Annotated in this window: 20 protein-coding genes and 1 tRNA gene; 12 read left to right on the top strand and 9 right to left on the bottom strand. The window is 35.9% G+C overall.

Going from position 1 to position 21,404, the window contains the following annotated elements:
• Nucleotides 1-87: 87 nt before the first annotated feature.
• Nucleotides 88-927, bottom strand: a complete 840-nt coding sequence (locus tag FYJ80_RS10690) for an Mbeg1-like protein (protein WP_154426772.1) — start codon at nt 925-927, stop codon at nt 88-90.
• Nucleotides 928-972: 45 nt separating this feature from the next.
• On the opposite strand from FYJ80_RS10690, the gene FYJ80_RS10695 reads away from it, so the two are divergent.
• Nucleotides 973-1,275: a TIGR04076 family protein gene (locus FYJ80_RS10695; RefSeq protein WP_154426774.1), complete on the top strand. Its 303-nt coding sequence runs from the start codon at nt 973-975 to the stop codon at nt 1,273-1,275.
• Between the two features lie 39 nt (nt 1,276-1,314).
• Here the strand turns inward: FYJ80_RS10695 and FYJ80_RS10700 are convergent.
• The 6 genes from FYJ80_RS10700 to FYJ80_RS10725 all read right to left on the bottom strand — a co-directional run bounded on the left by FYJ80_RS10700 (nt 1,315) and on the right by FYJ80_RS10725 (nt 7,731).
• Nucleotides 1,315-1,387, bottom strand: a tRNA-Pro gene (locus tag FYJ80_RS10700).
• Nucleotides 1,388-1,472: 85 nt separating this feature from the next.
• Nucleotides 1,473-3,140: an ABC transporter permease subunit gene (locus tag FYJ80_RS10705; protein WP_235899637.1), complete on the bottom strand. Its 1,668-nt coding sequence runs from the start codon at nt 3,138-3,140 to the stop codon at nt 1,473-1,475.
• Between the two features lie 10 nt (nt 3,141-3,150).
• Complete coding sequence (locus FYJ80_RS10710; RefSeq protein WP_154426777.1) at nt 3,151-4,644, bottom strand: sugar ABC transporter ATP-binding protein; 1,494 nt, start codon at nt 4,642-4,644, stop codon at nt 3,151-3,153.
• A gap of 112 nt (nt 4,645-4,756) precedes the next feature.
• Nucleotides 4,757-5,920, bottom strand: coding sequence for a substrate-binding domain-containing protein (locus FYJ80_RS10715; RefSeq protein ID WP_235899638.1), 1,164 nt, complete (start codon nt 5,918-5,920; stop codon nt 4,757-4,759).
• A gap of 333 nt (nt 5,921-6,253) precedes the next feature.
• A complete protein-coding gene (locus FYJ80_RS10720; protein WP_154426780.1) occupies nt 6,254-7,159 on the bottom strand; it encodes a YitT family protein in 906 nt (301 codons plus the stop codon).
• A complete protein-coding gene (locus FYJ80_RS10725; RefSeq protein WP_206361077.1) occupies nt 7,156-7,731 on the bottom strand; it encodes an LOG family protein in 576 nt (191 codons plus the stop codon). The genes FYJ80_RS10720 and FYJ80_RS10725 overlap by 4 nt, the downstream gene beginning before the upstream one ends.
• A 163-nt stretch (nt 7,732-7,894) precedes the next feature.
• On the opposite strand from FYJ80_RS10725, the gene FYJ80_RS10730 reads away from it, so the two are divergent.
• The 3 genes from FYJ80_RS10730 (at nt 7,895) to FYJ80_RS10740 (ending at nt 10,526) form a co-directional block, all read left to right on the top strand.
• A complete protein-coding gene (locus tag FYJ80_RS10730; RefSeq protein ID WP_154426783.1) occupies nt 7,895-9,331 on the top strand; it encodes a hypothetical protein in 1,437 nt (478 codons plus the stop codon).
• Between the two features lie 87 nt (nt 9,332-9,418).
• Nucleotides 9,419-9,781, top strand: coding sequence for a nucleotide pyrophosphohydrolase (locus tag FYJ80_RS10735; protein ID WP_154426785.1), 363 nt, complete (start codon nt 9,419-9,421; stop codon nt 9,779-9,781).
• Nucleotides 9,768-10,526: a Fic/DOC family protein gene (locus FYJ80_RS10740; protein ID WP_154426787.1), complete on the top strand. Its 759-nt coding sequence runs from the start codon at nt 9,768-9,770 to the stop codon at nt 10,524-10,526. Before FYJ80_RS10735 ends, FYJ80_RS10740 begins: the two co-directional genes overlap by 14 nt.
• A 55-nt stretch (nt 10,527-10,581) precedes the next feature.
• Here FYJ80_RS10740 and FYJ80_RS10745 read toward each other — a convergent pair whose 3' ends face one another.
• Nucleotides 10,582-11,916, bottom strand: a complete 1,335-nt coding sequence (locus FYJ80_RS10745) for a GH1 family beta-glucosidase (protein ID WP_154426789.1) — start codon at nt 11,914-11,916, stop codon at nt 10,582-10,584.
• Between the two features lie 152 nt (nt 11,917-12,068).
• Between FYJ80_RS10745 and FYJ80_RS10750 the strand changes: the two genes are divergently transcribed.
• From FYJ80_RS10750 to FYJ80_RS10770, 5 genes are all read left to right on the top strand, one after another.
• Entirely contained in the window at nt 12,069-13,238 is a 1,170-nt protein-coding gene (locus tag FYJ80_RS10750; protein WP_154426791.1) for an ROK family protein, read from the top strand.
• 28 nt (nt 13,239-13,266) lie between these two features.
• Nucleotides 13,267-14,199: a carbohydrate ABC transporter permease gene (locus FYJ80_RS10755; protein WP_154426793.1), complete on the top strand. Its 933-nt coding sequence runs from the start codon at nt 13,267-13,269 to the stop codon at nt 14,197-14,199.
• Nucleotides 14,199-15,095, top strand: coding sequence for a carbohydrate ABC transporter permease (locus FYJ80_RS10760; RefSeq protein ID WP_154426795.1), 897 nt, complete (start codon nt 14,199-14,201; stop codon nt 15,093-15,095). Before FYJ80_RS10755 ends, FYJ80_RS10760 begins: the two co-directional genes overlap by 1 nt.
• A 213-nt stretch (nt 15,096-15,308) precedes the next feature.
• Nucleotides 15,309-16,655, top strand: coding sequence for an ABC transporter substrate-binding protein (locus tag FYJ80_RS10765; protein ID WP_154426797.1), 1,347 nt, complete (start codon nt 15,309-15,311; stop codon nt 16,653-16,655).
• 165 nt (nt 16,656-16,820) lie between these two features.
• Nucleotides 16,821-18,212, top strand: a complete 1,392-nt coding sequence (locus tag FYJ80_RS10770) for an MATE family efflux transporter (RefSeq protein ID WP_154426799.1) — start codon at nt 16,821-16,823, stop codon at nt 18,210-18,212.
• Between the two features lie 17 nt (nt 18,213-18,229).
• Here FYJ80_RS10770 and FYJ80_RS10775 read toward each other — a convergent pair whose 3' ends face one another.
• Nucleotides 18,230-18,817 (bottom strand): DUF6657 family protein, encoded by a 588-nt coding sequence (locus tag FYJ80_RS10775; protein ID WP_154426801.1) that lies wholly within the window; start codon nt 18,815-18,817, stop codon nt 18,230-18,232.
• 131 nt (nt 18,818-18,948) lie between these two features.
• On the opposite strand from FYJ80_RS10775, the gene FYJ80_RS10780 reads away from it, so the two are divergent.
• The 3 genes from FYJ80_RS10780 to FYJ80_RS10790 are packed head-to-tail and all read left to right on the top strand — an operon-like array spanning nt 18,949 to nt 21,271.
• Nucleotides 18,949-19,581, top strand: a complete 633-nt coding sequence (locus FYJ80_RS10780) for a trimeric intracellular cation channel family protein (protein ID WP_154426803.1) — start codon at nt 18,949-18,951, stop codon at nt 19,579-19,581.
• On the top strand, nt 19,578-20,693 hold the full coding sequence (locus FYJ80_RS10785; RefSeq protein ID WP_154426805.1) for an alanyl-tRNA editing protein: 1,116 nt from the start codon (nt 19,578-19,580) through the stop codon (nt 20,691-20,693). The genes FYJ80_RS10780 and FYJ80_RS10785 overlap by 4 nt, the downstream gene beginning before the upstream one ends.
• Entirely contained in the window at nt 20,690-21,271 is a 582-nt protein-coding gene (locus FYJ80_RS10790) for a YqaA family protein (RefSeq protein ID WP_154426807.1), read from the top strand. The genes FYJ80_RS10785 and FYJ80_RS10790 overlap by 4 nt, the downstream gene beginning before the upstream one ends.
• The last annotated feature ends 133 nt before the right edge of the window (nt 21,272-21,404 follow it).

Raw genomic sequence — 21,404 nt, forward strand, 5'->3', positions numbered from 1 at the left:
AAGCTTAAACTCATCTGTGTAAGTCTTCTTGTTTCTACCCATATCTTTTTTACTCCTTTGATATGGTAGCTGTTATTCGAATTATTTTCACCTCCCTGTCTGATTTATGCTCTTAGTATACTTCCTTGCTTCAACAAATTCACAATTTGATATTAACCATGTGAAAGGATCATGCTGTAAAAGAGATACTCCTGAGCTACGTATAATTTTTATATTATCTGGGTTCTTTAAAAGTAGACCAATTATTGATGATTGAGGGACAACCTTAATAATTTTATTTTCTATTCTTTTATATCCATCACACTCTAAGGCCTCTAGAGGAAAGCCTGGACCATCAAATGAATAGACTGAAACAATCTTATCTTGAATATCCTCTCTAGCATTGAATGCAGAATATATAGCAAGGTTTCCTCCCTTAGAGTGACCTCCTATGAATATCCTTTTTGCCTTAGCTCCAATTTTGTTTAAGTACTTTAAAGCCTCTATTTGCGATGGTATAGGATATTTGAAGGACATATTGAAATCCTCCTTCCATCCTGTGAAGGAAGCATCTGTTCCTCTAAATGAGATAAATACAGTGTCATCATCGATATCAAATGTAAGGGCTGAAAATTGTTTCTCACTTCTTTCGTCTAGCTTTTGTACCTTATTCCTTACCCTAATATCTCTAAATCTAGGGGATGCCACCAAATTCCTAAAGAGCTCTCTCGCTTGCTTAGGGTTAAAGGTGCCATTAAAAAGAGTCTCATAGTACTCTAAATAGTTTAATTCCTTAATCTTAAAACCCTTAGCTGTTTTTATTTTATCGAAGAAGGGTGTAAATTCAAAATAAGAAAAATAGCTAAAAACTAATCCATCAAGCTCATTAAGCTCCTTCTGGGAGAATGTCATTAAGTTATTATTTGTGTAATCAACAAGAGTTTCCATAGTTGATAATATAATATCTTTTTTTAATGTGTTATCATAATTTATATGAAGGATGTAAAAATTACAGTAATAAGAAAGAGTGAATATCGAGATTTAATTGAAAAATATGAAAATCCTCTTGCTAATCCATGTCCTGTAAAAGAGGGTGATGTTTACATTTCTAAGGATGCAAATATCCCAGAGAATTTCTGTCAAAGTGCCTGGCATGATTTGTATCCTTTTGTTTTTGCACTCTCTGCTGGTGCGACTAGTATCTATGATAATTGGATGAAAAATCCACATAGTGCAATGATTTCCTGCAATGATGGATTTAGACCAGTCAGTTTTCTTTTAGAAGTGGTGGAATAAAAAAGAACGGAACCTATTATAAGATTCCGCTATTATATATCGGGCAGACTGGACTCGAACCAGCCACCACATGGTCCCGAACCATGCATTCTACCAGATGAACTACTGCCCGACTTTTTAGAAAATCATATTCTAATTGCTTATAAATGAAAAGGGGCACAGCTAGAAACTGTGCCCTTAAAAGGATGATTAATAAATCATTTTTTCTTGAGGTATTTAACACTATCAAGAGCAACTGCTGCGATAATGATGATACCCTTGAATACGAACTGAAGGTTAGTATCGATACCTAAGAAGGTGAGACAGTATGTTAAGCTTGTAAAGATGATTACGCCAAGAACAGCACCACCAATCTTACCAATACCACCATTAAATGAGATACCACCTACTACACATGCTGCGATAGCATCAAGCTCGAAGCCCTGACCTGTACCAGCAGAAGCGTTAGCTCTGAATGCCTCTAAGAATGAACCACATCCATAGAATACACCAGCCATGATGAATACACATAATGTTACCTTAAATACTGAGATACCAGAAACAGCTGCTGCTTCAGAGTTACCACCAACTGCATACATGTTCTTACCAAAGGTTGTCTTATTCCAAATAAACCATGCAACAATAATTGCAATTACTGCTGGAATAATTAGCTTAGGGAAGGTAATTAGCTGTCCACCACTTACACCTAAAATCCATCTACCACCAATTGCATCTTTAATACCTGAATCGATAGAACCTACTGGTGTACCTGTTGTTCCGAAGAACAAGAGACCGTAGATAATAAGCTGAGTAGAAAGAGTTGAAATAAATGGGTGAATCTTTAGTTTAGCTGTGAATACACCTGCAAATGATGAGAATGCAACACAAAGAAGTATTGAGAAAACTAAAGACATTATTACTCTTACAGCCATTGGAATAGCTGTGAAGTCCCATGGACCCATTCCGAAGAATTTAACAATGTTAACACCAGGATGGAGAATAAGACCTGTTGTTACAGAACCAAGAGCAACCATTCTTCCTACAGAAAGGTCGGTACCAGCAAGGAGAATTAAGCCTGCAACACCGAGAGCATAGAACATTCTTGTTGAGCTCTGCTCGAGGATTGTAAAGATATTTGGAAGTGAAAGTAAGTTCCCTTTACCAGTTGCTGGAGCAAGAACAATACAAATGATAAAGAATACGATAATAGCAAGATATAGACCATTATCAAGTAAGAATTTAGAGAGTTTAAACTTGTTTACATAATCGGTAAACTTAAGCTTCATATTCTCTGAGAAGTTTGTCTTACCATTTCTTAAGCTTCTGTTTGTTTGAACGTGGTCAACATAAGCTTGGTTCTTTGCAGCCTTAGAGCGATCTACTTTAGTTGTAAATTGGCTCTTAGCATCAAAGAGAGCAGATTTAGCTTCATATTTGATTGTATCAATTTCAGCTTTTCTCTCCTTAGAATCTGTAATATTTACTTTACTAATTCTCTCCTCTAGGCGAGCTTTAATTGCTGAACATTGTTTATCATACTCAGCTTTGTAAGAAGCAATGTTTGCATTTTCTTCTTCTTTAACACGATTTTCAATTTTCTTTGATAAATCATTAACGTAAGCAACAGCTTCCTTAGTAAGACTATCGATTTCAGCCTTATTCTTTGCAGCATCTGCTTTAGCTGCTTCAACATCCTTACTATATTGGCTAAGTAGCTTTTCTTTTGCTTCCTGAGAAAGCATCTTACTCTTTTTTGTTGTATAAATTAGCTGCTTTGTATCTGCAAGCTTGGTAACACCATCTTGGCGAAGTGCAGCAAGTTTACTCTTATAACCTTGAAGTTTTACATCTTCTTCAAGAGAAAGAGGTATATTATTGATTGCCATTTGATCCTCCTTATAGATATTTAGCTGAAAGTCTGAGTAGCTCTTCTTGGTTTGTCTCATGTGTATTTACAATACCGGCTAGTCTATGGTTAGACATAACTGCGATACGGTTTGTGATACCAAGAATCTCAGGCATTTCTGATGAGACAACAAGAATCGTCTTACCTTGTTTTGCCATCTGAATGATAAGCTGATAAATCTCATACTTAGCACCAACATCGATACCTCTAGTTGGTTCATCGAGTAAGAAAATATCAGGTTGTCGTTCCATCCACTTGCCGATGATTACTTTCTGCTGGTTACCACCAGAGAGTGCTGTAATTAACTCATCACAAGAAACACACTTAGTCTTCATCTGCTTTATCTGACGATTAGCTGCCTCTTCCATGAGGATATTATTCAGCATACCGTTCTTTTTATAGCTATTTAGGTTAGTAATAACAGTATTGAATCTAATAGTGTCCTTACCAAACATACCATTTAGCTTTCTCTCTTCAGTTACAAGAGCAAAGTCATGATCCATAGCATCCTTAGATGATTTAAATCTCATCTTCTTGCCATTAACCTTGATACTTCCTGAAGCTATTGTTCTAATACCAAATATTGATTCTAGAAGCTCACTTCTTCCTGCACCTACAAGACCATAAAGACCAAAGATTTCACCTTTTTTTACCTTGAAAGAGATATTTTCAAGTTGTGGTTCAAACTTGGTGGAAAGATCATCGATTTCGAGGTAATCATCACCTGGTGTATTATCAACATCTGGGAAGCGCTTATCTAATGATCTACCAACCATTGCGGCAATAAGCTCGTTCATGTTTGTCTCTTTAGTTGGCTTTGTCATGATTAGCTTACCATCACGCAGTACTGAAACCTCATCACAGATTTCAAATATTTCATCCATCTTGTGAGAAATATAAACGAAGGAAACACCTTTTTTCTTAAGGTCATTTACAATGCTAAAGAGCTTTTGTACTTCACGTTCTGTGAGTGATGAAGTTGGTTCATCTAGTACGATAATCTTTGCATCATAGGAAACAGCTTTAGCTATTTCTACCATCTGTCGTTGAGAAACAGACATTGTTCTCATAATTGTAGATGGGTTTACATTCATATTTAATGAGGCAAAGAGTTTATTTGCATCCTTAAGCATCTTTGCTTCATCGATTATTCCTGCACGGGTTGGGTATCTTCCTAAAAATAAGTTGTCAGTGACAGTCCTATCTAGGCACTGATTGAGTTCCTGATGGACCATGGCAACACCGTTTTCAAGTGCTTCTTTAGGACTCTTGAAATTTGTGATCTTTCCATCAAATATGAACTGACCTTCATCTTTTGCATATATACCAAATAGACATTTCATCATGGTAGACTTTCCAGCACCATTTTCACCCATTAGACCAAGAACAGAGCCTTTCTTTAAGGTTAGATTGATACCATCAAGTACTTTGTTTTTAGCAAAAGACTTAGATAAATTCTTAATTTCTAGTATAACGTTATCCATATCTTCTTCTTGTGTTGCTAATTATAGTGGTTAAATCCACATCCATATTCAAATAAGCATGTAGAGAAAGAATCCCTACATGCTATTAATCAATTATGCTTTTTATAAACTATCAGTACTTGAGTAAGTCTAAGTAGTTAGAAGCTGAGTTTGTCTTAACCATGTTGATTGCATAAGCATCAAAGTTAGACAAGTTAGTGAACTTATCGAGACATGATGACTCGTTCTGTCCATCACCCTGTACGATTGTAAGGTTGATGTTGAGAAGTGGAGCATAGTACTGGAGAGCTGGGATATATGAAGATGAAAGGAAGTTATCACCTGCGTTATAGATTGTTAAGAGTACTTTCTTAGCTGGAGCTGTTGACTGCTTAACACCTGCATCTCTTGTACCTGCTGTGTACTGCTTCCAGTTGCCAGAGTTAACACCTGAGTTAGCTGCCATAACTGCCTTCTGGTCTGCCCAGTAAGCTACAGGAGCTGAAATCTGGTTGCCATACTGATCTGGCTCTGTGATACCCTTTGTATAAACGTCTGAACCTGTGAGGCCATCGAGGAGGTTTCTAAGAACCTGGAGAGTAGCTGTAGCCTGAGCGTCTACGTTCTGAGATACTGTACCTGAAAGCTTGCCTGCGCCAATAGCTTCAATTGCATCTGCGTTTGCATCGTAACCAAAGATTGGAACACCTGCTGGATAGTTAGAAGCTTGGAGACAACCCATTGCCATACCATCGTTGTTAGAAACTACCATATCAATCTGTGTACCGAACTTTGTTGCCCATCCGCCCATTGCTTCAGTTGCAGCGTTTGCGTTCCATGTAGAACCATCTGTACCAGTCATTGCCTTACCTTCAAGTTCAACTACCTTGAAAGTCTTTCCGCCAACTACTACTGAACCTTCCTTGCTGTTAGTAGGATCTGTTGAACCATTCCATGTACCAAGAGCTTTTCTGATACCTTCTGTTCTTGCCTTAGAGTCGTTGTGTCCTACGTCACCAATGCAGAGTACATAACCGATAACTCCATCACCGTTTCTATCGATCTTAGCTGGATCTGCTTTTGCAAGATAATCTGTAATGAGCTGACCCTGAACAGCACCACCTGCTGCAGCATCGAAACCTACATAGTAAGTTTTGTCATTCCAGTTCATTGAAGCCATATCAATTGCGCCAGTTGTTGGGTCTGATGGCTGTCTGTTAAAGAATACGAGTGGCTTATCCTTATTAAGAGTAACGCCAGTAGCTTCAGCGCTACCATTAGCAAATACACTTGTCATTGCAAAAAGCACTACAAGAGCAATTAATAAAGTTTTTTTCATTTTGTCCTCCTTTTTTTGACTATATGAAAAATATTTAATCAAATTAGATTTTACCTTGTTTTTGCCGTAATGCAAGCAATTTTAATATGAAAAATAAGTGTAATAAATGTGTTTAAAAATTAAAAATAATATTAAAAAGAAAATAATTATATATTATATATAGAAATAAATAGATTATTCTATTGAAGATGAGGCTAGGATGCACGCATTAATTCTTTTATCATACTTTGATAGCCTCCTTTACCAACCTGCTTGAAAGATTATTTTCAAGCAGAAGGCTCCTATTCAGCCTTATTTAGAGGTGACATCATTTTCATTAATATTTACTAGCTTTTCTATTGGTGTAAAGCCTTCTCCTAATACTTGGTGTGTATCAAGAATTGTCATGAATGCATTGGGATCAACCTCATGAACAAATTGAACTAATCGTGAAATACTGTAGTTTGGAAGAACAACCATTAAAATAGGTTTTTCTTGGTTAGAATATAATCCCTTAGCTTTAACAATTGTTCCAGAACGATCCATATTATGTATTATGAATTTGCCAATATCTTCAAGGGAGTCAGAGATAATAAATGCTGTTTTTGCATATCCTGTTCCCATTGTGATTACAATCTTATTTATGACTAATGAAATAATATAGCTTACTATTACTGCATATAATGCACTCTCAATGCTAAAAACAAATGCAGAGATTGCAATTATTATTCCATCGACTATTAGTAGAGAGGTTCCTGTTGGAATATGAGTATATTTTGACAATATTAATGCAATAATATCTGTACCACCAGTATTACTACCTGACTTTAATACTATTCCAATTCCACATCCACATAGCACACCGCCATAGAGACAGCTTAACCAAATACTCATATCCTTTGTGTAATCAAGGATGCCATTATAACCAAATACCTTACACCATAGAGATGTAAAGAATGATAGTGAAAAGGTTCCGAATAGAGACATCAGCCCATAGCGTTTCCCAAATAGCTTTATACCGATAATAAATATAGGAATAGAGAGTATAAAAATAGTAAGGCCAACATCAAAACCAAAAACATGGTATAGAATTGTTGCAATACCCGATACTCCTCCTGGAGCAATTTGCGCAGGGTTAGTAAATAATGAAATACCTAAGCCAGTAATTGCTGAGCCAATCATTACATATAAATAGTCTATTATTTTTCTCTTATTCATATCTTTGATGGTAGTATAACTTTCTTTTCCTTAATGTCTTTAATTATTTGATTTGCATCCTCTGATATTATCAAGGAATCAAAAACCTTATTCGATAAAAAGCCTTTATCAACACATTCTTTTAAAAAGCTAATTAGAGTATTGAAAAAACCATTAATATTGTAAATTGCAATATTTTTATTATGGTATCCAATTTGTTTCCAGGTAAATATTTTAAAAAACTCATCAAAGGTTCCAATTCCTCCTGGAAGGATAATAAATGCATCGGCTAAATCATAGATTTGCTTTTTCCTTTCATGCATATCCTTTTTGATAATTAACTCATCCTCAACACTTTTTAACTTAACCATATCGTTATCAAAGATTTCAGGGAGAACACCAATAACATGTCCGTTATTATCCTTTACACCTTGAGCGACACTTCCCATTAAGCCTCTATAGCCTCCACCATAAACAAGTGTAAGGCTGTTTTCTGCTAATAAAGCACCAAAGCTATGAGATATTAATTTAAAGCTATCATCATTTCCAAAGGAAGACCCACAAAATACAGCTACTTTTGTTATATTATCCATATGCATATAGTATAGAAAAAAATAATCTTTCTCAAACCCAAGTAATGTTACAAAAAATTAAATAGGGTGTTTTTCTCGTATAGAAGAAAATATGCTTGCCCTAAATTGGCATAACTTATTATAATTTATTAATTGACGAGGAATGTTTTCCTAGGAGGTTTTTATGAAGACCAAGAAGCTTGTATTATTAATTGCAGCTTTATTTCTTATTGTAACTCCAGTATTTGCAGCTAAGATTGCAGTTACTTGGGAGTGGCTATTAGCTGATCCTGATGTTCAATACTTTAGATATCAAGTTGATGGTGAGGATCCTACAGGTTGGACTGTAGTTACTAGTGAAGTAACAAATTACAGCGTACAAAATCTAGATGGATCATCTTCTTATACCCTGTATCTACAGCAGTCTTATGATGGTATTTATTGGTCTGCTTCAGCAATGGCAACTTCAGCACCTGTTGTTCCAAAGGAACCAGTATTAGAGGAGCCTAAGTGGGAATTAGAAGCAGTTGAGGAACCAATTTCAGTAGAGACTACAGTTATTGAAGAGCCTGTTGTTGAAGAACCAGCTGTAGTTGAACCAGTTTATGGTGCAATTTCTGTATATGGATATCCTCTTTCATGGAAGTTTGTTCCAGGAACTATAGATATTACATATCCTTCATTTGTAACAGACGAAGAGGTTTCACAATTTATCGCATATACTTCAGCTAATAATGCTAAATACTTTGATGGCGTAATTTATGATCTCAAGGGTGATGGCAAGGCAGTCATTACTCTTCCTGAGGGTGTTAGCTATGAAGATGTAGAGTATGTTGGTTCTCTTGTTATCTCTGATCTCTTTAATTTCATTAACGAGCTATTGGCTCCTAAGGCAGAAGAGGTTAAGGTAGAAGCACCTGTTGTAGAGGAAGTTGCTGTAGTAGAAGAAGCTCCTGCTACTCCAGTTGAGGAAGCTCCAGTAGTTGTTGAAGCACCTGTTGTAGAAGAAGTAGCTCCTGTTACAGAGGTTGTTGTAGAGCCTATTGAGGTTCCAGCAGTTAAGAAGACAAAGGCACCATTTAGATTCACAATGTCTATTGGTGGTGGTGCAGGTGTTGTTACACAAAACTTTAAGGATATTGGTAATGAGTTTAAGCTTGGCTTTGGTCTTGGCTTTGAAAACTTCATTTCCTTTAATAAGACAGTAGGACTTTCACTCCAGCTTAATGGTGGTATTGATCTTCGCTTTGCTAAGTATGATGTATTATTTAAGTCTTTCAGTAATGTATTCTCACTCTCAAGCTATGCTAAGGATTGTTATGCTGAAGCACTTCTTGGATTATCATTTAACACTGGCAAGGTAACAACTCACTTAAGTGGTGGTGCTAGATTTATCTTTAGTGGACATCTCTCACCAGATAATATCCTTGGTAACTGGAAGCTCTTAGGTAAGGATGTAGGTATTACTCTTGCACCAATGGCAAGTGCTGGTATTAGATTTGACTTTACAAAGCACTTCGGTATGGGTCTTGATGTTAACTATGCATACCTCATGAATAAAACAAGCAGTAATAACATGCATGATATTGATGGCAGAATTTATATGTCATTAGTATTCTAACAAAGTATTTATATTGTTTAACAGGAGGCCTTCGGGCCTCCATGATTTTATTGACGTAGTGTCATTGAACAAGTATATTAAATGAGTATGGTTGGGGATATAGTAAGTCAAATTGAAGAATTTGTAGAACAACGAGATTGGAAAAAATTTCATAATCCTAAGGATCTTGCAATTTCTATCTCCTTGGAAGCAAGTGAACTTTTAGAGCTTTTCCAATGGAAGAGTAGTGAAGAGAGTGTAAAGAAATATCCAAATGAGTTGAAGGAAGAGCTTGCTGATATCCTAATCTATTGTATTCAGTTTGCTTCAATTATGGGGTATGATATTGAGGATATTATTACTTCAAAATTAAAAAGCAATGCAGCAAAATACCCTGTAGAGCTAGTAAAAGGAAAGAAGGAAAAGTATACTGAATACTCTCAAGAGGTTTTGATTGATGAGAAACGATGAAGTTAGCCGGTGCTTAGACTATATCCGGTTTACAAGTGAGCTGGAAGGTTTTTCACTGTCCGACGGTGATGAAGAGATATTACGTGATATCTTAAATGGTGATGCTAGTGCTGAAGGCGCTATCAGAGCTTACATTGATAATAATGGACTAGATACAAATTATGAGGCTGTAGAGGATGAGCAATCACTCTATGAAGGTACTAAGTGTCTAGTAAACTACTTTAATATTAAAAACAGAGAAGTATTAAGAGCTGCAGAGAGATATTTTGTAAATGTTAGAACTGCAGAGCTATTTGCTAATCCATTAAAGATGCACCTATCTTTTTCCTATCTTCAAGCGATACACAGTAATCTCTTTGGTGATATTTATCCTTCTGCAGGTGAAATTAGAAATACTCAGGCCTCAAAAAGTAAGGAATTTTGTCATCCAAGTCAGATAATGAAAATGGCAGAAGAGATTTTCCAGAAATTAAGTAATGATAACTTTTTGAAGAATCAAAATGATAGAGATGATTTTATTAACGATCTTGCCTTCTATATGGGCGAAAGTGAAGCCTTACACCCATTTAGAGAGGGTAATGGTAGAGTAATAAGATTCTTCTTCTATGAGCTGATAAAGCAGGCAGGACATGATGTAGATTGGTCTGAAGCTGATCCAGATAGAATGCTAGAGGGATCAATTGCTGCTATAGATGGTGATTATCAGCCGCTCGTTGATGTCTTTGAAGAAATATTACTAGACTAATAAAAAAAATCTTCAGATAGTGTTACCTATTTGAAGATTTTTATTTTATCTTAAGCTATCTATCGATTTTCCCATATCCAGCAATTACATCACGATAGAAGTAAGCACTGTCCTTCGGATAACGCTTAAGCGTCTTGTAATCAGCATATACAATTCCAAATCTCTTAGAATATCCCTCTGTCCACTCATAGTTATCGATAAAGGACCAAACAAAGTATCCTCTTAAATCAACACCAGCCTTAATTGCATCTGAGCAGGCCTCTAGATGGTTATAAAGATAATTTATTCTTTCCTTATCGTGTACTCTGTTATCAAGAGTAAGCTTATCATCCTCGCATGAACCATTTTCTGTAATATAAAGTGGAGTATGATTTGTATATTCATCAAGCCACTTTAATTGTCTAAATAGTCCTTCGCTATCACATGGCCAACCAATATTAGTTTTTCTCTCCCAAAATGGCTGCTGAGCAAATCCTAAAGGATTACTTTCATCTGCCGAGACTGGGTACTCGTTGTAGTAGTTAATACCAAAGAAATCAACCTTAGCACTGATAAGCTCTAAGTCACCATCTTCAATAGGGAAGGTGATGCCAAGCTTATCTGTTAATATTTGTGGATAGCCTTTTCCTGTATATGGGCCTAAGAAAACCTCTGTTTCTAGAGCTCTAGAGAGTAAAGCTGCTTCGATATCACTTTCTTTTCTTGTAGCAGGTCTAGGTGTTTGAGGATTAACAGTAATTCCAATAGGAGCTGTATATCCCTTATCTCTGTAGTACTTCATTGCAAGTCCATGTGCAAGATTAACATGGTGAACTGCCTTTACTGCAAGGCTCATATCCTGATATCCAGGAGCATGTGCTCCATATAGATAGCTTAACCAAGTAATACAAAATGGCTCATTAATTGTAATCCAGGAATCTACAACATCATTCAGATTATCAAAGCATGCCTTTGCGTACTCAAGATAATCATATGCAATTTGTCTATTTGTCCAGCCACCTTCATCTTGCAAGGTTTGTGGAAGATCCCAATGGTAAATTGTAGCATATGCCTTTATACCTCTTTTATGAAGCTCCTCACAAAGATTTCTATAGTAAGCTATACCCTTAGGATTTACCTCTCCACGACCATTAGGGATTATTCTTGGCCAAGCTATAGAGAATCGATATGCTTGGATACCTAATTTATCCATTAGCTCGATATCTTCTTTGTATCTATGATATTGGTCAACTGAGACCTTTCCATCATCACCGCAATAAACCTTACCTGGTATTGAAGCAAAGGTATCCCAAATACAAGGCTTTCTGCCATCCTCAAAGCTTGCACCCTCAACCTGATAGGAAGCAGTTGCACAGCCAAATAGGAAATTCTTTGAAAAATCTAAACTCATAATACCTTCCTTTTATAGATAGCTTATAGGGGTTTTATGTATTTGTCAAAGAATTTGTTCAGTCTTTGTACAATCTTAATATTTTCTTGACAGATTGGGTTTTTCAATCGATACTACGTTTGTACAGTGAACAAACATTCCTAGGAGGACTCATGCCTATAAACAATAATATTTTCCAAAAAAATGCTAATACAGCATTGGTAACAGAGGCAATTTGGTTAAAGGGTGAGGTCTCTCGTGTTGATATATCTAGATCCTTGCATCTATATCGTTCCACTGTAACAAATATAATCTCCTTTTTGCTTGAATCTGGTGTTGTCCTTGAGGGTGAGACCTCTAAATCTCCTTCTCAAGGAGGCCGAAAGCCTATTCTATTAAGTCTAAATGATAGCTTTGGATGTGTAATGGGAATAGATATTCAACCATCACACTATAGAATAGCAATTCTCTCATTCTCAGGAAAAACACTCTGTGAGGAAAAGGGTAGCTTAGGTGATATATCGCTAGAAGATATGATATGGAATATACTCGATATAGCATTTTCAATGCATAGAGAGTGTGTAAAAACTCCTGTCCTAGCTATTTGTTTCTCAATTCCAGGTGTTATTAATAATGAAACAGGAGAAATAATATATTCAAATCCATTTAAAATTGAGAAATTTAATTTAAAGAATTACGTTAAATCAAAATACGACTATCCTATATATGTTGATAATGATGCAAACTGTGCTGCCTGGTGGGACCTTGTAAAATATGAAGAGCATAAGGAAGAAAATGCAATAGTCCTTGTAGGAGACTACCATGAGGATACTAATGTATCAAATGATAGAATAGGAATTGGTCTTGGTATTGGAATAGTAATTAATGGTAAGGTTTATCATGGCTCTCACTATAAGGCAGGTGAGTTTTGCTCTGTCTCCTGGTATAAGGGAAATGAGACTCAAAATGGTCTTCCTTTAGAACTTTTGAAGAGGACTATAGATGATGAGGAAGCGTATAAGAAATGGTTTGCAGATACCATGATTTCCTTTGTACCAATGCTATCAATGATGGATTTTAAGTCTATGATTTTGCATGGTAAGCCATTTTCAAATAAGGAGAAAATATTACAAACAATAAAAGAGGTAACACCAACTCTATTTGATGCACTCGAATTTGCGGGTACTAAATTAGTTTTTGATTATGAAAATGACATGGTTGGAGCGAAGGGGGCTGCCATGATGTTTTTAGCGAAGCTATTTAGTGTTCCAGAGCTAAATGAGAAGAATGATATCCCTACTTGGGATGAGCTTATTTTGTTTGCTAAGAGACAAGTTTGGTAATAGGATAAAATAAAAGGAGGAGTTTTTTATGGCAGAAAAGGATGTGGCTGTAAAAAAGAAAAAGGGGATGAGCTCTAAAGGAGAAGAGCTGAGGGCATATTGGTTGTTCATTCTACCAGGCTTTATTATGTACTTCGTAGTTATGGCCTTCCCAACTGTGTTCTCATTGTTCTTGAGTATAAGTAACTATGCAGGTGGAGCTTTATTTGGTAATGTTCGTAACCCACTAAAGATTATGGGCTTTAAGGCCTATAAGGTTATGTTCGCGGACCAATATTTCTATCTTGCATTGAAGAATAACCTACTAATAGTATTTATTTCTGTATTTGGCCAAATTCCACTTGGATTCTTAATGGCTTATCTATTACACAGAGGTATGGTTAAGTTTAGAGATTTCTTCCAAACAATCATATATTTACCATGTGTAATTTCTACTGTAGTTATTGGTATTCTATGGAAGAGCTTCTTTGCTCCAAATGGTGCATTTGTTGATTTAGTTAGAATCTTCAACCCTGCTTACGAGCCAACAGTATCTAGTCATCCAATGATAAAAGTATTGTTTGTTATTCTTTGGATGTATACTGGTACATACTTTATTATCTTTACTGCAAACCTCCAAAAAATTGATACATCAATCATTGAGGCTGCAAAGATTGATGGAGCAAGTGAGATGCAGGTACTTTCTAAGATAATCCTTCCTGCTCTCTCTGGTGTAATTGTAACTAGTGCAATTCTTGCTATATCTGGTTCCTTAAAGAGCTTTGACTTAATTTACGTTATGACCGCTGGTGGTCCTGCTGAAAGAACTAGTGTACTTGCTACGTACATGTTTAATAAAGCATTCAAGGGTGCTCCAAACTATCCATTAGCAAATGCTATTTCAACAGTAATGATCATCATTAGCTTCTTCTTTATTGCAATCACAAAGATTGTTGAAAAGAAATTTGGAGGTAAGGAATAATGGCAAATATTAAGGATAAAAGCTGGAAATCACATCTAGGTATGGTAATTGTATATGCAATACTTATTGTTTTTACAGTACTTGCCATCTACCCTCTAATTTGGCTTTCTCTCAATAGCTTTAAGACAACTACTGAGTTCCAATTAAATAAGCTTGGTCTACCTGGAACAGTTGAAAGATTAAATGCAGATGGCTCTATTACTAAGTTTAAGCCAACAGTAATCAACTATGTTGATGCTTGGACACGTGGTAAGTTCCCAATATTAATCTTTAACTCAGTTCTTTATACTGCAGTTACTACAATTGTTGTAATCATATTTAGCTTTATGTCTGGATTTGCATTTGCAAAGATTAGACCTAATACTAAGACTACTAAGGGCTTATATGGCTCATATGTAATTGGTATTTTGATGACACTACAGTCTATCATGGTTCCTCTTTTCCTAGTTATTAACTGGATGGGACTTTATGATACAAGAATTGGTGTATTAATCCCTTATATTGGTATTGGTATGCCGATGGGTGTATATCTCGCAACCGAGTACATTAGGAGTATTCCATCTGCATTAGTAGAGTCTGCAAGAATCGATGGTGCAAGATATGGAAAAATCTTTACATCAATTATTTTCCCTATGGGTAAGCCTGTAGCAACAACCTTAGCTATTTTGTCTGTAACAGGAACCTGGAATGAATTTATGCTTATCAACATTTTAACAAGTAATGATAAATATAAGTCTTTACCAGTTGGTGTACAGAAATTTGCGGGTGCACTCTCATCTGACTTTGGTAAGCAGTTTGCTGCTCTCGTCATTGGCTTAATCCCTATGCTACTATTCTATCTCGTTTTCAGAAAGGAGATAACAAAGGGTGTTGCAGCTGGTGCTGTAAAGGGTTAAATACTTTTAATACTTAAACATAGCAGGAGGAATTTCTTCCTGCTTTTTTTGTTATAGGAGATGAATTGTAAAATTTTTATTTCTTTAGTCAAAAAGTAAATTTTTAATTTGACAGATATAAAAACCCATTGTAGACTATAGTTAGTTCAGTGAATGAACTAATCGTACGCTAATAATCCTCACATTGAGGTTGTCTGTCATAAGGAGGTAATAATGACAAGACTTAGAAAAATTTTAACTGTATGCTTAGTCTTAGCTATGGGTATGGCTATGGTATTCGCAAACGGTTCTTCAGAGAATTCTGGCACAACAACTATCCGTGTAATGAACTACATCGATATGTCAGAGCCAAATAGTATGAATGAAATTTCAATGGTATGGGATAAGTTCGCAGAGCTCCATCCTGAAATTACAGTTATTAGAGAAGATCTCTTCAATGAACCTTTCCACCAAAAAGTTGAAGCATATGTAGCTTCTGGCAACCTTCCTGATGTAATTTATATGTGGCCAGGTGGAAGATCTACTTCTCTCCAGACAACTCACTCAGTAAAAGACCTTATGCCTTTCCTCGAGAAGGATGGTCTTGTAAGCTCCTACAACCCAGCTTGTCTCGTTCCTCAGACAGCAGGATATCTTGCAGAGCTTCCTAACGGTTTAACAGCTTCTCACATGATGTTTGTTAACACTAAGGTATTAAAGGAAAATGGACTTTCTATCCCTAAGACATATGAAGAGCTTAAGGCAATGGTACCTGTTCTAAACGCTAAGGGTATCGAAGTTGTCGGTATGGCTAACATGGACTCATGGGTAATGCAGTCATGTCTCTTCTCAACAATCGTTGGTCGTCTTGGTGGCGCAGATTGGTATGAAAAGCTCGCAGCAGGTGAGATTAATTTCACAGATGCTTGGTTCGTTAAGTCTCTTGAATTAGTTGATGACATCTATTCAAGCAACGTAATTAACCGCAATACTCTCCAGATTGGTTATGGTTCTAACCGTGGTGACTTTGCTAATGGTAAGGCAGCATTCTACATTGATGGTGACTGGTCAGCAGCAGCATTCCAGACAGATATCACAACTGGTCAGGCTCTTATTTCTCCAGCAGATCAGCAGGCTAACTTCGAAATGATGGCTTTCCCAGTAATCCCTGGTGAAGTTGTTCATGACACAGTTTCTGGTGTTGTTGGTACAGGTTGGGGTATGTCAGCTAACCTCGTAGCTGGTTCCAAGGAAGAAGCAGCTGCATGGGAACTCATTAAGTTCTTAGAGGGTGAATATGTACAGACTTATAGACTTGAGACTGGTGCTTCATTCCCATCAAATCTCAATGTAGATGTTAACAAGCTTATTGACGAAAAGGGTCTTGAGCCATTCGTAGCTAAGAGATCTGCATTCTATAATAGTTATACAACTACTCCAGTTATCGACGGTGTTCTCCATTCAGATGTTTACAATGAGATCAACGTTGTTCTCCAGGAAATCGGACTTGGTGCTTGCACACCTGCTCAGGGCGCAGCTAGAGTACAGAAGGCTTGGGAAACATGGAAGGCTAATAACTAATAGATTTTATTCTCAAACTAAGGGTCCCTTGGAAACAAGGGATCTTTTTTTGCAATCCTTTTTGACCAAAAAAGGTTTTTGGTGTAAATATTAAGTTACAACGTGCCTCATCAGAGTAAGTCCAGTTGCTCTGAGGGGCAATTTTTTTTTGTTTAAGAGGTTGTAATGGATAATTCAATTCAGGATTTAGGAAGAGAAAGAGTCGGTGTGCTTATCGTCCGATATGGACTTCCTTGTGTAATTTCTCTTTTGGTAGGTGCTTTATATAATATTGTAGACCAAATATTTATAGCAAATGCAACCTATCTAGGTTCCTATGGTAATGCAGCAAATACAGCAATTTTTCCTCTTACTGTAGGCGCCTTAGCAATTGCAGTAATGTGTGGTGATGGTGCATGTGCATATGCTAGTAGATTGCTTGGACTAAATGAGAAAAATAAAGCATTAAAAAGTGTTGGAAGTGCTATATCTGTAACAATAATAAGTTCAATTATTTTAATGATAATTTACATTGTTTTCCAAGATGGACTAGTTGTTATGTTTGGAGGGAGTGTAAATGAAAAAACATATCTTTATGCAAAGGAATATCTATTTTATATAGCTCTTGGAATTCCTTTTTATATGTTTGGTCAGGCTGCTAACCCAATTATTAGAGCAGATGGTAATCCTCGATTTGCGATGATAGCAATATTGATTGGTGCAATAACAAATATCATTTTAGACCCAATTTTCATTTACATTTTTAAGTGGGGTATGATGGGTGCTGCTATTGCAACTGTAATAGGACAATTCATAACAGCAGTTTTATCCTTAATTTATATTTGTAAAATGAAAAACCTATCAATAGGATTAAAGGATTTAATTATTGATGCTCATGAAGCTATAACAACATTAAAAGCGGGCTTAACAAGCTTTTTGTCTCAGATCTTATTAGTACTTGCTATGATGGCAATAAATAACATGATAATGAAATATAGTGTTATTGATCCAATATTCTCTTCTCCTGAGCTTACTCAAATACCTATGGCTGTTTTAGGTATTGTAATGAAGTTCTTCCAAATAGTTATTTCAATAGTAGTAGGCTTAAGTGCTGGCTGTATTCCAATAGTTGGCTTTAATATTGGTTCTGGCTATAAGAAAAGAGTAAGAGATTTATTAAAGCTACTACTAATTAGTGAATTTGTTGTAGGACTAGTTTCATTTATATTAGTTGAGTTTTTTCCTGATCAGCTTATCTCTATATTTGGTGCTTCATCAGAGAGTATTTACTATACACTATATGCAGAAAAGGCATTTAGAATTTATCTAGCATTAATAATTTTAGCATGTATTAATAAAGCAACCTTTATCTTCTTACAGGGTATGGGTAAGGTTTTAGAGTCAACTATATTATCAATGGTAAGAGAGGTAGTATTTGGTGTAGACTTTGCACTTTTACTCCCTATTTTCTTTAAGCTTGATGGTGTTCTTTATTCTATGCCTATTTCAGACTTAATTACTTTTATTATTTCTGTTTATCTTCTAATTAAAATTAGTAAAGAATTAAAAAAGGGATGATTTCTCATCCCCTTAGCTTAACTTAGAGCAGCTTCTAGCTGGGCCTTTGCCCCAGCTAGAGTTTCATCATATTGCTTTTGAAGCTTCTCAAGCTGAGTGTTTGCAATCTTTAAGAACTCTGGATCATTCTCAAGAGATACAGGGACCTCCTGTCCATATTGTGCCTTCAGCTGGGCAGCCTTTTGCTCAAGCATTGGTGCAAACTGCTCCTTTAGCTGGTCTACTAGCTGTTTTCTATGTTCAGGGAATTGCTTAACAAAGCTTATTATTTGGCCTGTTAGCTCCATAATATTAGGATTATTACCACACGCTATAGCAATTATATTAGCTATTCTTTCATATCTGTCTGTTAATACAGTGTCAGAAGGAAGAGTTAGATTTTGAATAGCTGATAGCTTAAGAGCTGTCTTTACTGCAGCCTCATCATCGATTTGCTTTAACTCATCTGCTAGGGATGAGCCATCATTTTCATCATCATTTAAATAAGCACCGATTAAAATACGTGCTTTTTTGATATTTTCATCCTTTTTAAGCTTTTCTCTATCAATAGTTATATTTTCTGTTTTCTCTAAAGCAATTTCCCATGCGGATCTTATCTTTGCCACTTTTAAGCCTCCAGAGACAAAGATATATGATTTTAAGAAAAAGTCAAAGATAACTAACACTACTATTTAGTTTGATAAAAAAAGTAAAAATGAGTGTGGAATATTACTCAATAAGTGATTAATCTTTAGTTATGCATAGCGAATGGATTTATGTATTAGATATTTTTGGTACTGTAATATTTGCAATTACAGGTGCTGTTAAGGGTGTTAGAAACCGTTTAGATTTTTTAGGTGTAATTGTATTTGCAATTACAGTTGGATGTGCTGGCGGTATGGTTCGTGATTGTTTAATAGGAGCAACCCCTGTAGCCTCCTTCTTAAATACTTCATACCTTGTTGCATGTATTATTACAGGAGTTTTTGTATTCTTTCTCGCTCCTTGGATAGTAGGTAGATGGAGGATAATTCTTATTTGCGATGCAATTGGACTTGGAGTTTTTACAGCTCTTGGAGCTGAGAAAGCAATGTCCTTGGGTATTGGACCTGTAGGACAAATATTTGCTGGTGTTATCGGAGCTGTAGGTGGTGGAGTTTTAAGAGATGTCTTTTCAAAGGAAGTCCCTGCAGTCCTTACTAGTGATTTTTATGCTTCAGCTTCAATTATAGGTGCTGTTATATTTGTTATCTTAAATAAATTAAATGTCCAGGAGCCTATAAACTTTACTATTACAATGGTATTTATTACAGTACTACGCCTTTGTGCTATGCACTACCACATCCACCTTCCAGTAGCAAGAATGGTTGGTGAGGAGAAAAGAAAATGAGTGAAAAGTATTATTACGTAGAACCATATTTAAAGACTATCGACGCTAAAATAGCAGGTATAACAAATAAGGGATTAATATTAGACCGAACTATCAGCTATCCTGAGGGTGGAGGACAGCCTGGGGATAGAGGTACTATTAATGGAATAGTGTACACAGATACTATCCATGAGAATGATGAAATCGTTCATGTTATAGCTAATCCTTCGAGCTTTAAGGTTGGTGATAGTGTTACCTTAAATATCGATTGGGCTCATCGCTATGATTACATGCAGCAGCATAGTGCTCAGCACCTTCTTTCTGGAATTTTATTCAATAAATACAACATTGGTACAGTTTCTGTTCATCAAGGAGAGGATATTCTAACTATTGAAACAGACTCCTCCTTTATAAGTGATGAAACTCTATTAAGTGTTGAATATGATGCTATTAAAGCAATATGTGAAAACCATAGGATTTACTATAAGGAGATGAGCCATAGCGAGGCTGAGGCTCTTGGCTTAAGACGATCGATAAAGGTTGAGGGCGATGTTCGTTTAGTCTTTATTGAGGATGTAGATGTTATTGCTTGTGGTGGTCTTCATGTTTCTTCTACGGGTGAGATAATGGAGCTTAGCTATGCAGGCTCTGAGATGATTAGAGGACATGTAAGAACCATTTGGAGAACAGGAAATAGAGCAATAGCTAAAAGAAGAAGAGATAGTGAGAGTATAAAGACTATTTCTGCTCAGCTATCAGCTCCTGAGGATAAGGTTTCTTCAGCTGTTCAAAAGCAAGCTGAGGAGCTAAAGAGCTTGAAGCTTAAGCTTAGATTATTAGAAGAAAAGGCTGCATTAGAAGAATTAAAAAACTGTAATGAGAGGTTTTTTTCAACTACATATTCATTAGCATCCTTCGTTCCAAGCTTAAAAAGTGGAGAATTTTTTATAACCCACATTGATGATAATCGTCTTCAATGGTTATATTATGGCTCTGAGAGTAGGTTTAGTTGTATAAAAGCTAAATTTAAGGAGCTTGGATTAAAGGGCGGTGGTAGAGCTCCTCTTTATCAAGGTGTTTGTTCAATACCTGAGGAGGAATTACTTAAGTCCATTAAGGAGATACTTATTTGAAAGAAGAGAAAGAAAACGATGTGCATCTACCTTGGGCAAGGATTTTAATTATTGGTTTTATTCCACTAATTTTAATTTTTGTCGGTTTTTTTACGGTAGTTAAATACATTGGTGTTGATAACTATAATTGGATAATTAACTATGTAGATGAGAACTTCGGACTTTTAGGAATATTTTTATATGTCTACATCGTTGATTTACTGATCTTACCGCTATCACCAGATTTTGTATTTCCAATAGTTGCAGGAATGCCTTGGTATGAGATAGTTCCTATTATTGGAGTTGCTTCAGCACTTGGTGGTGTTACTGGCTTTTATATTGGAAGATTATTAAACCATATTTCATTTGTTGCAAAAATCAGTAATAAAGCAAAGGAAAAATGGGGTAGGTATATAGCAAAATATGGAGTTGTTTTTGTTATTTTAGCAGCGCTATTGCCAATACCTTTTTCAACTGTATGTATTGCTTCTGGTGTAATGAAGCTTGAGAGTAAGAAGGTAATTCCAGCATGCTTTGTAAGAATAATTAGAATGGGAATATTCTATTTCTTATTTAAGGCTGGCTTAGTACTTGTATAAAATAATAGGGGCTGTTGCACGAAATAAAATAAATTAAGGACTCGTGCACAGTCCTTTTTTATTGTCATTTTAGGTGGAATATACTATAATTAACTTGTTATAAGATAAGGAAATAAAAACAGAGAGAACCTCC

The sequence above is a fragment of the Bullifex porci genome (assembly GCF_009695635.1).
Lineage (GTDB): Bacteria > Spirochaetota > Spirochaetia > Sphaerochaetales > Sphaerochaetaceae > Bullifex > Bullifex porci.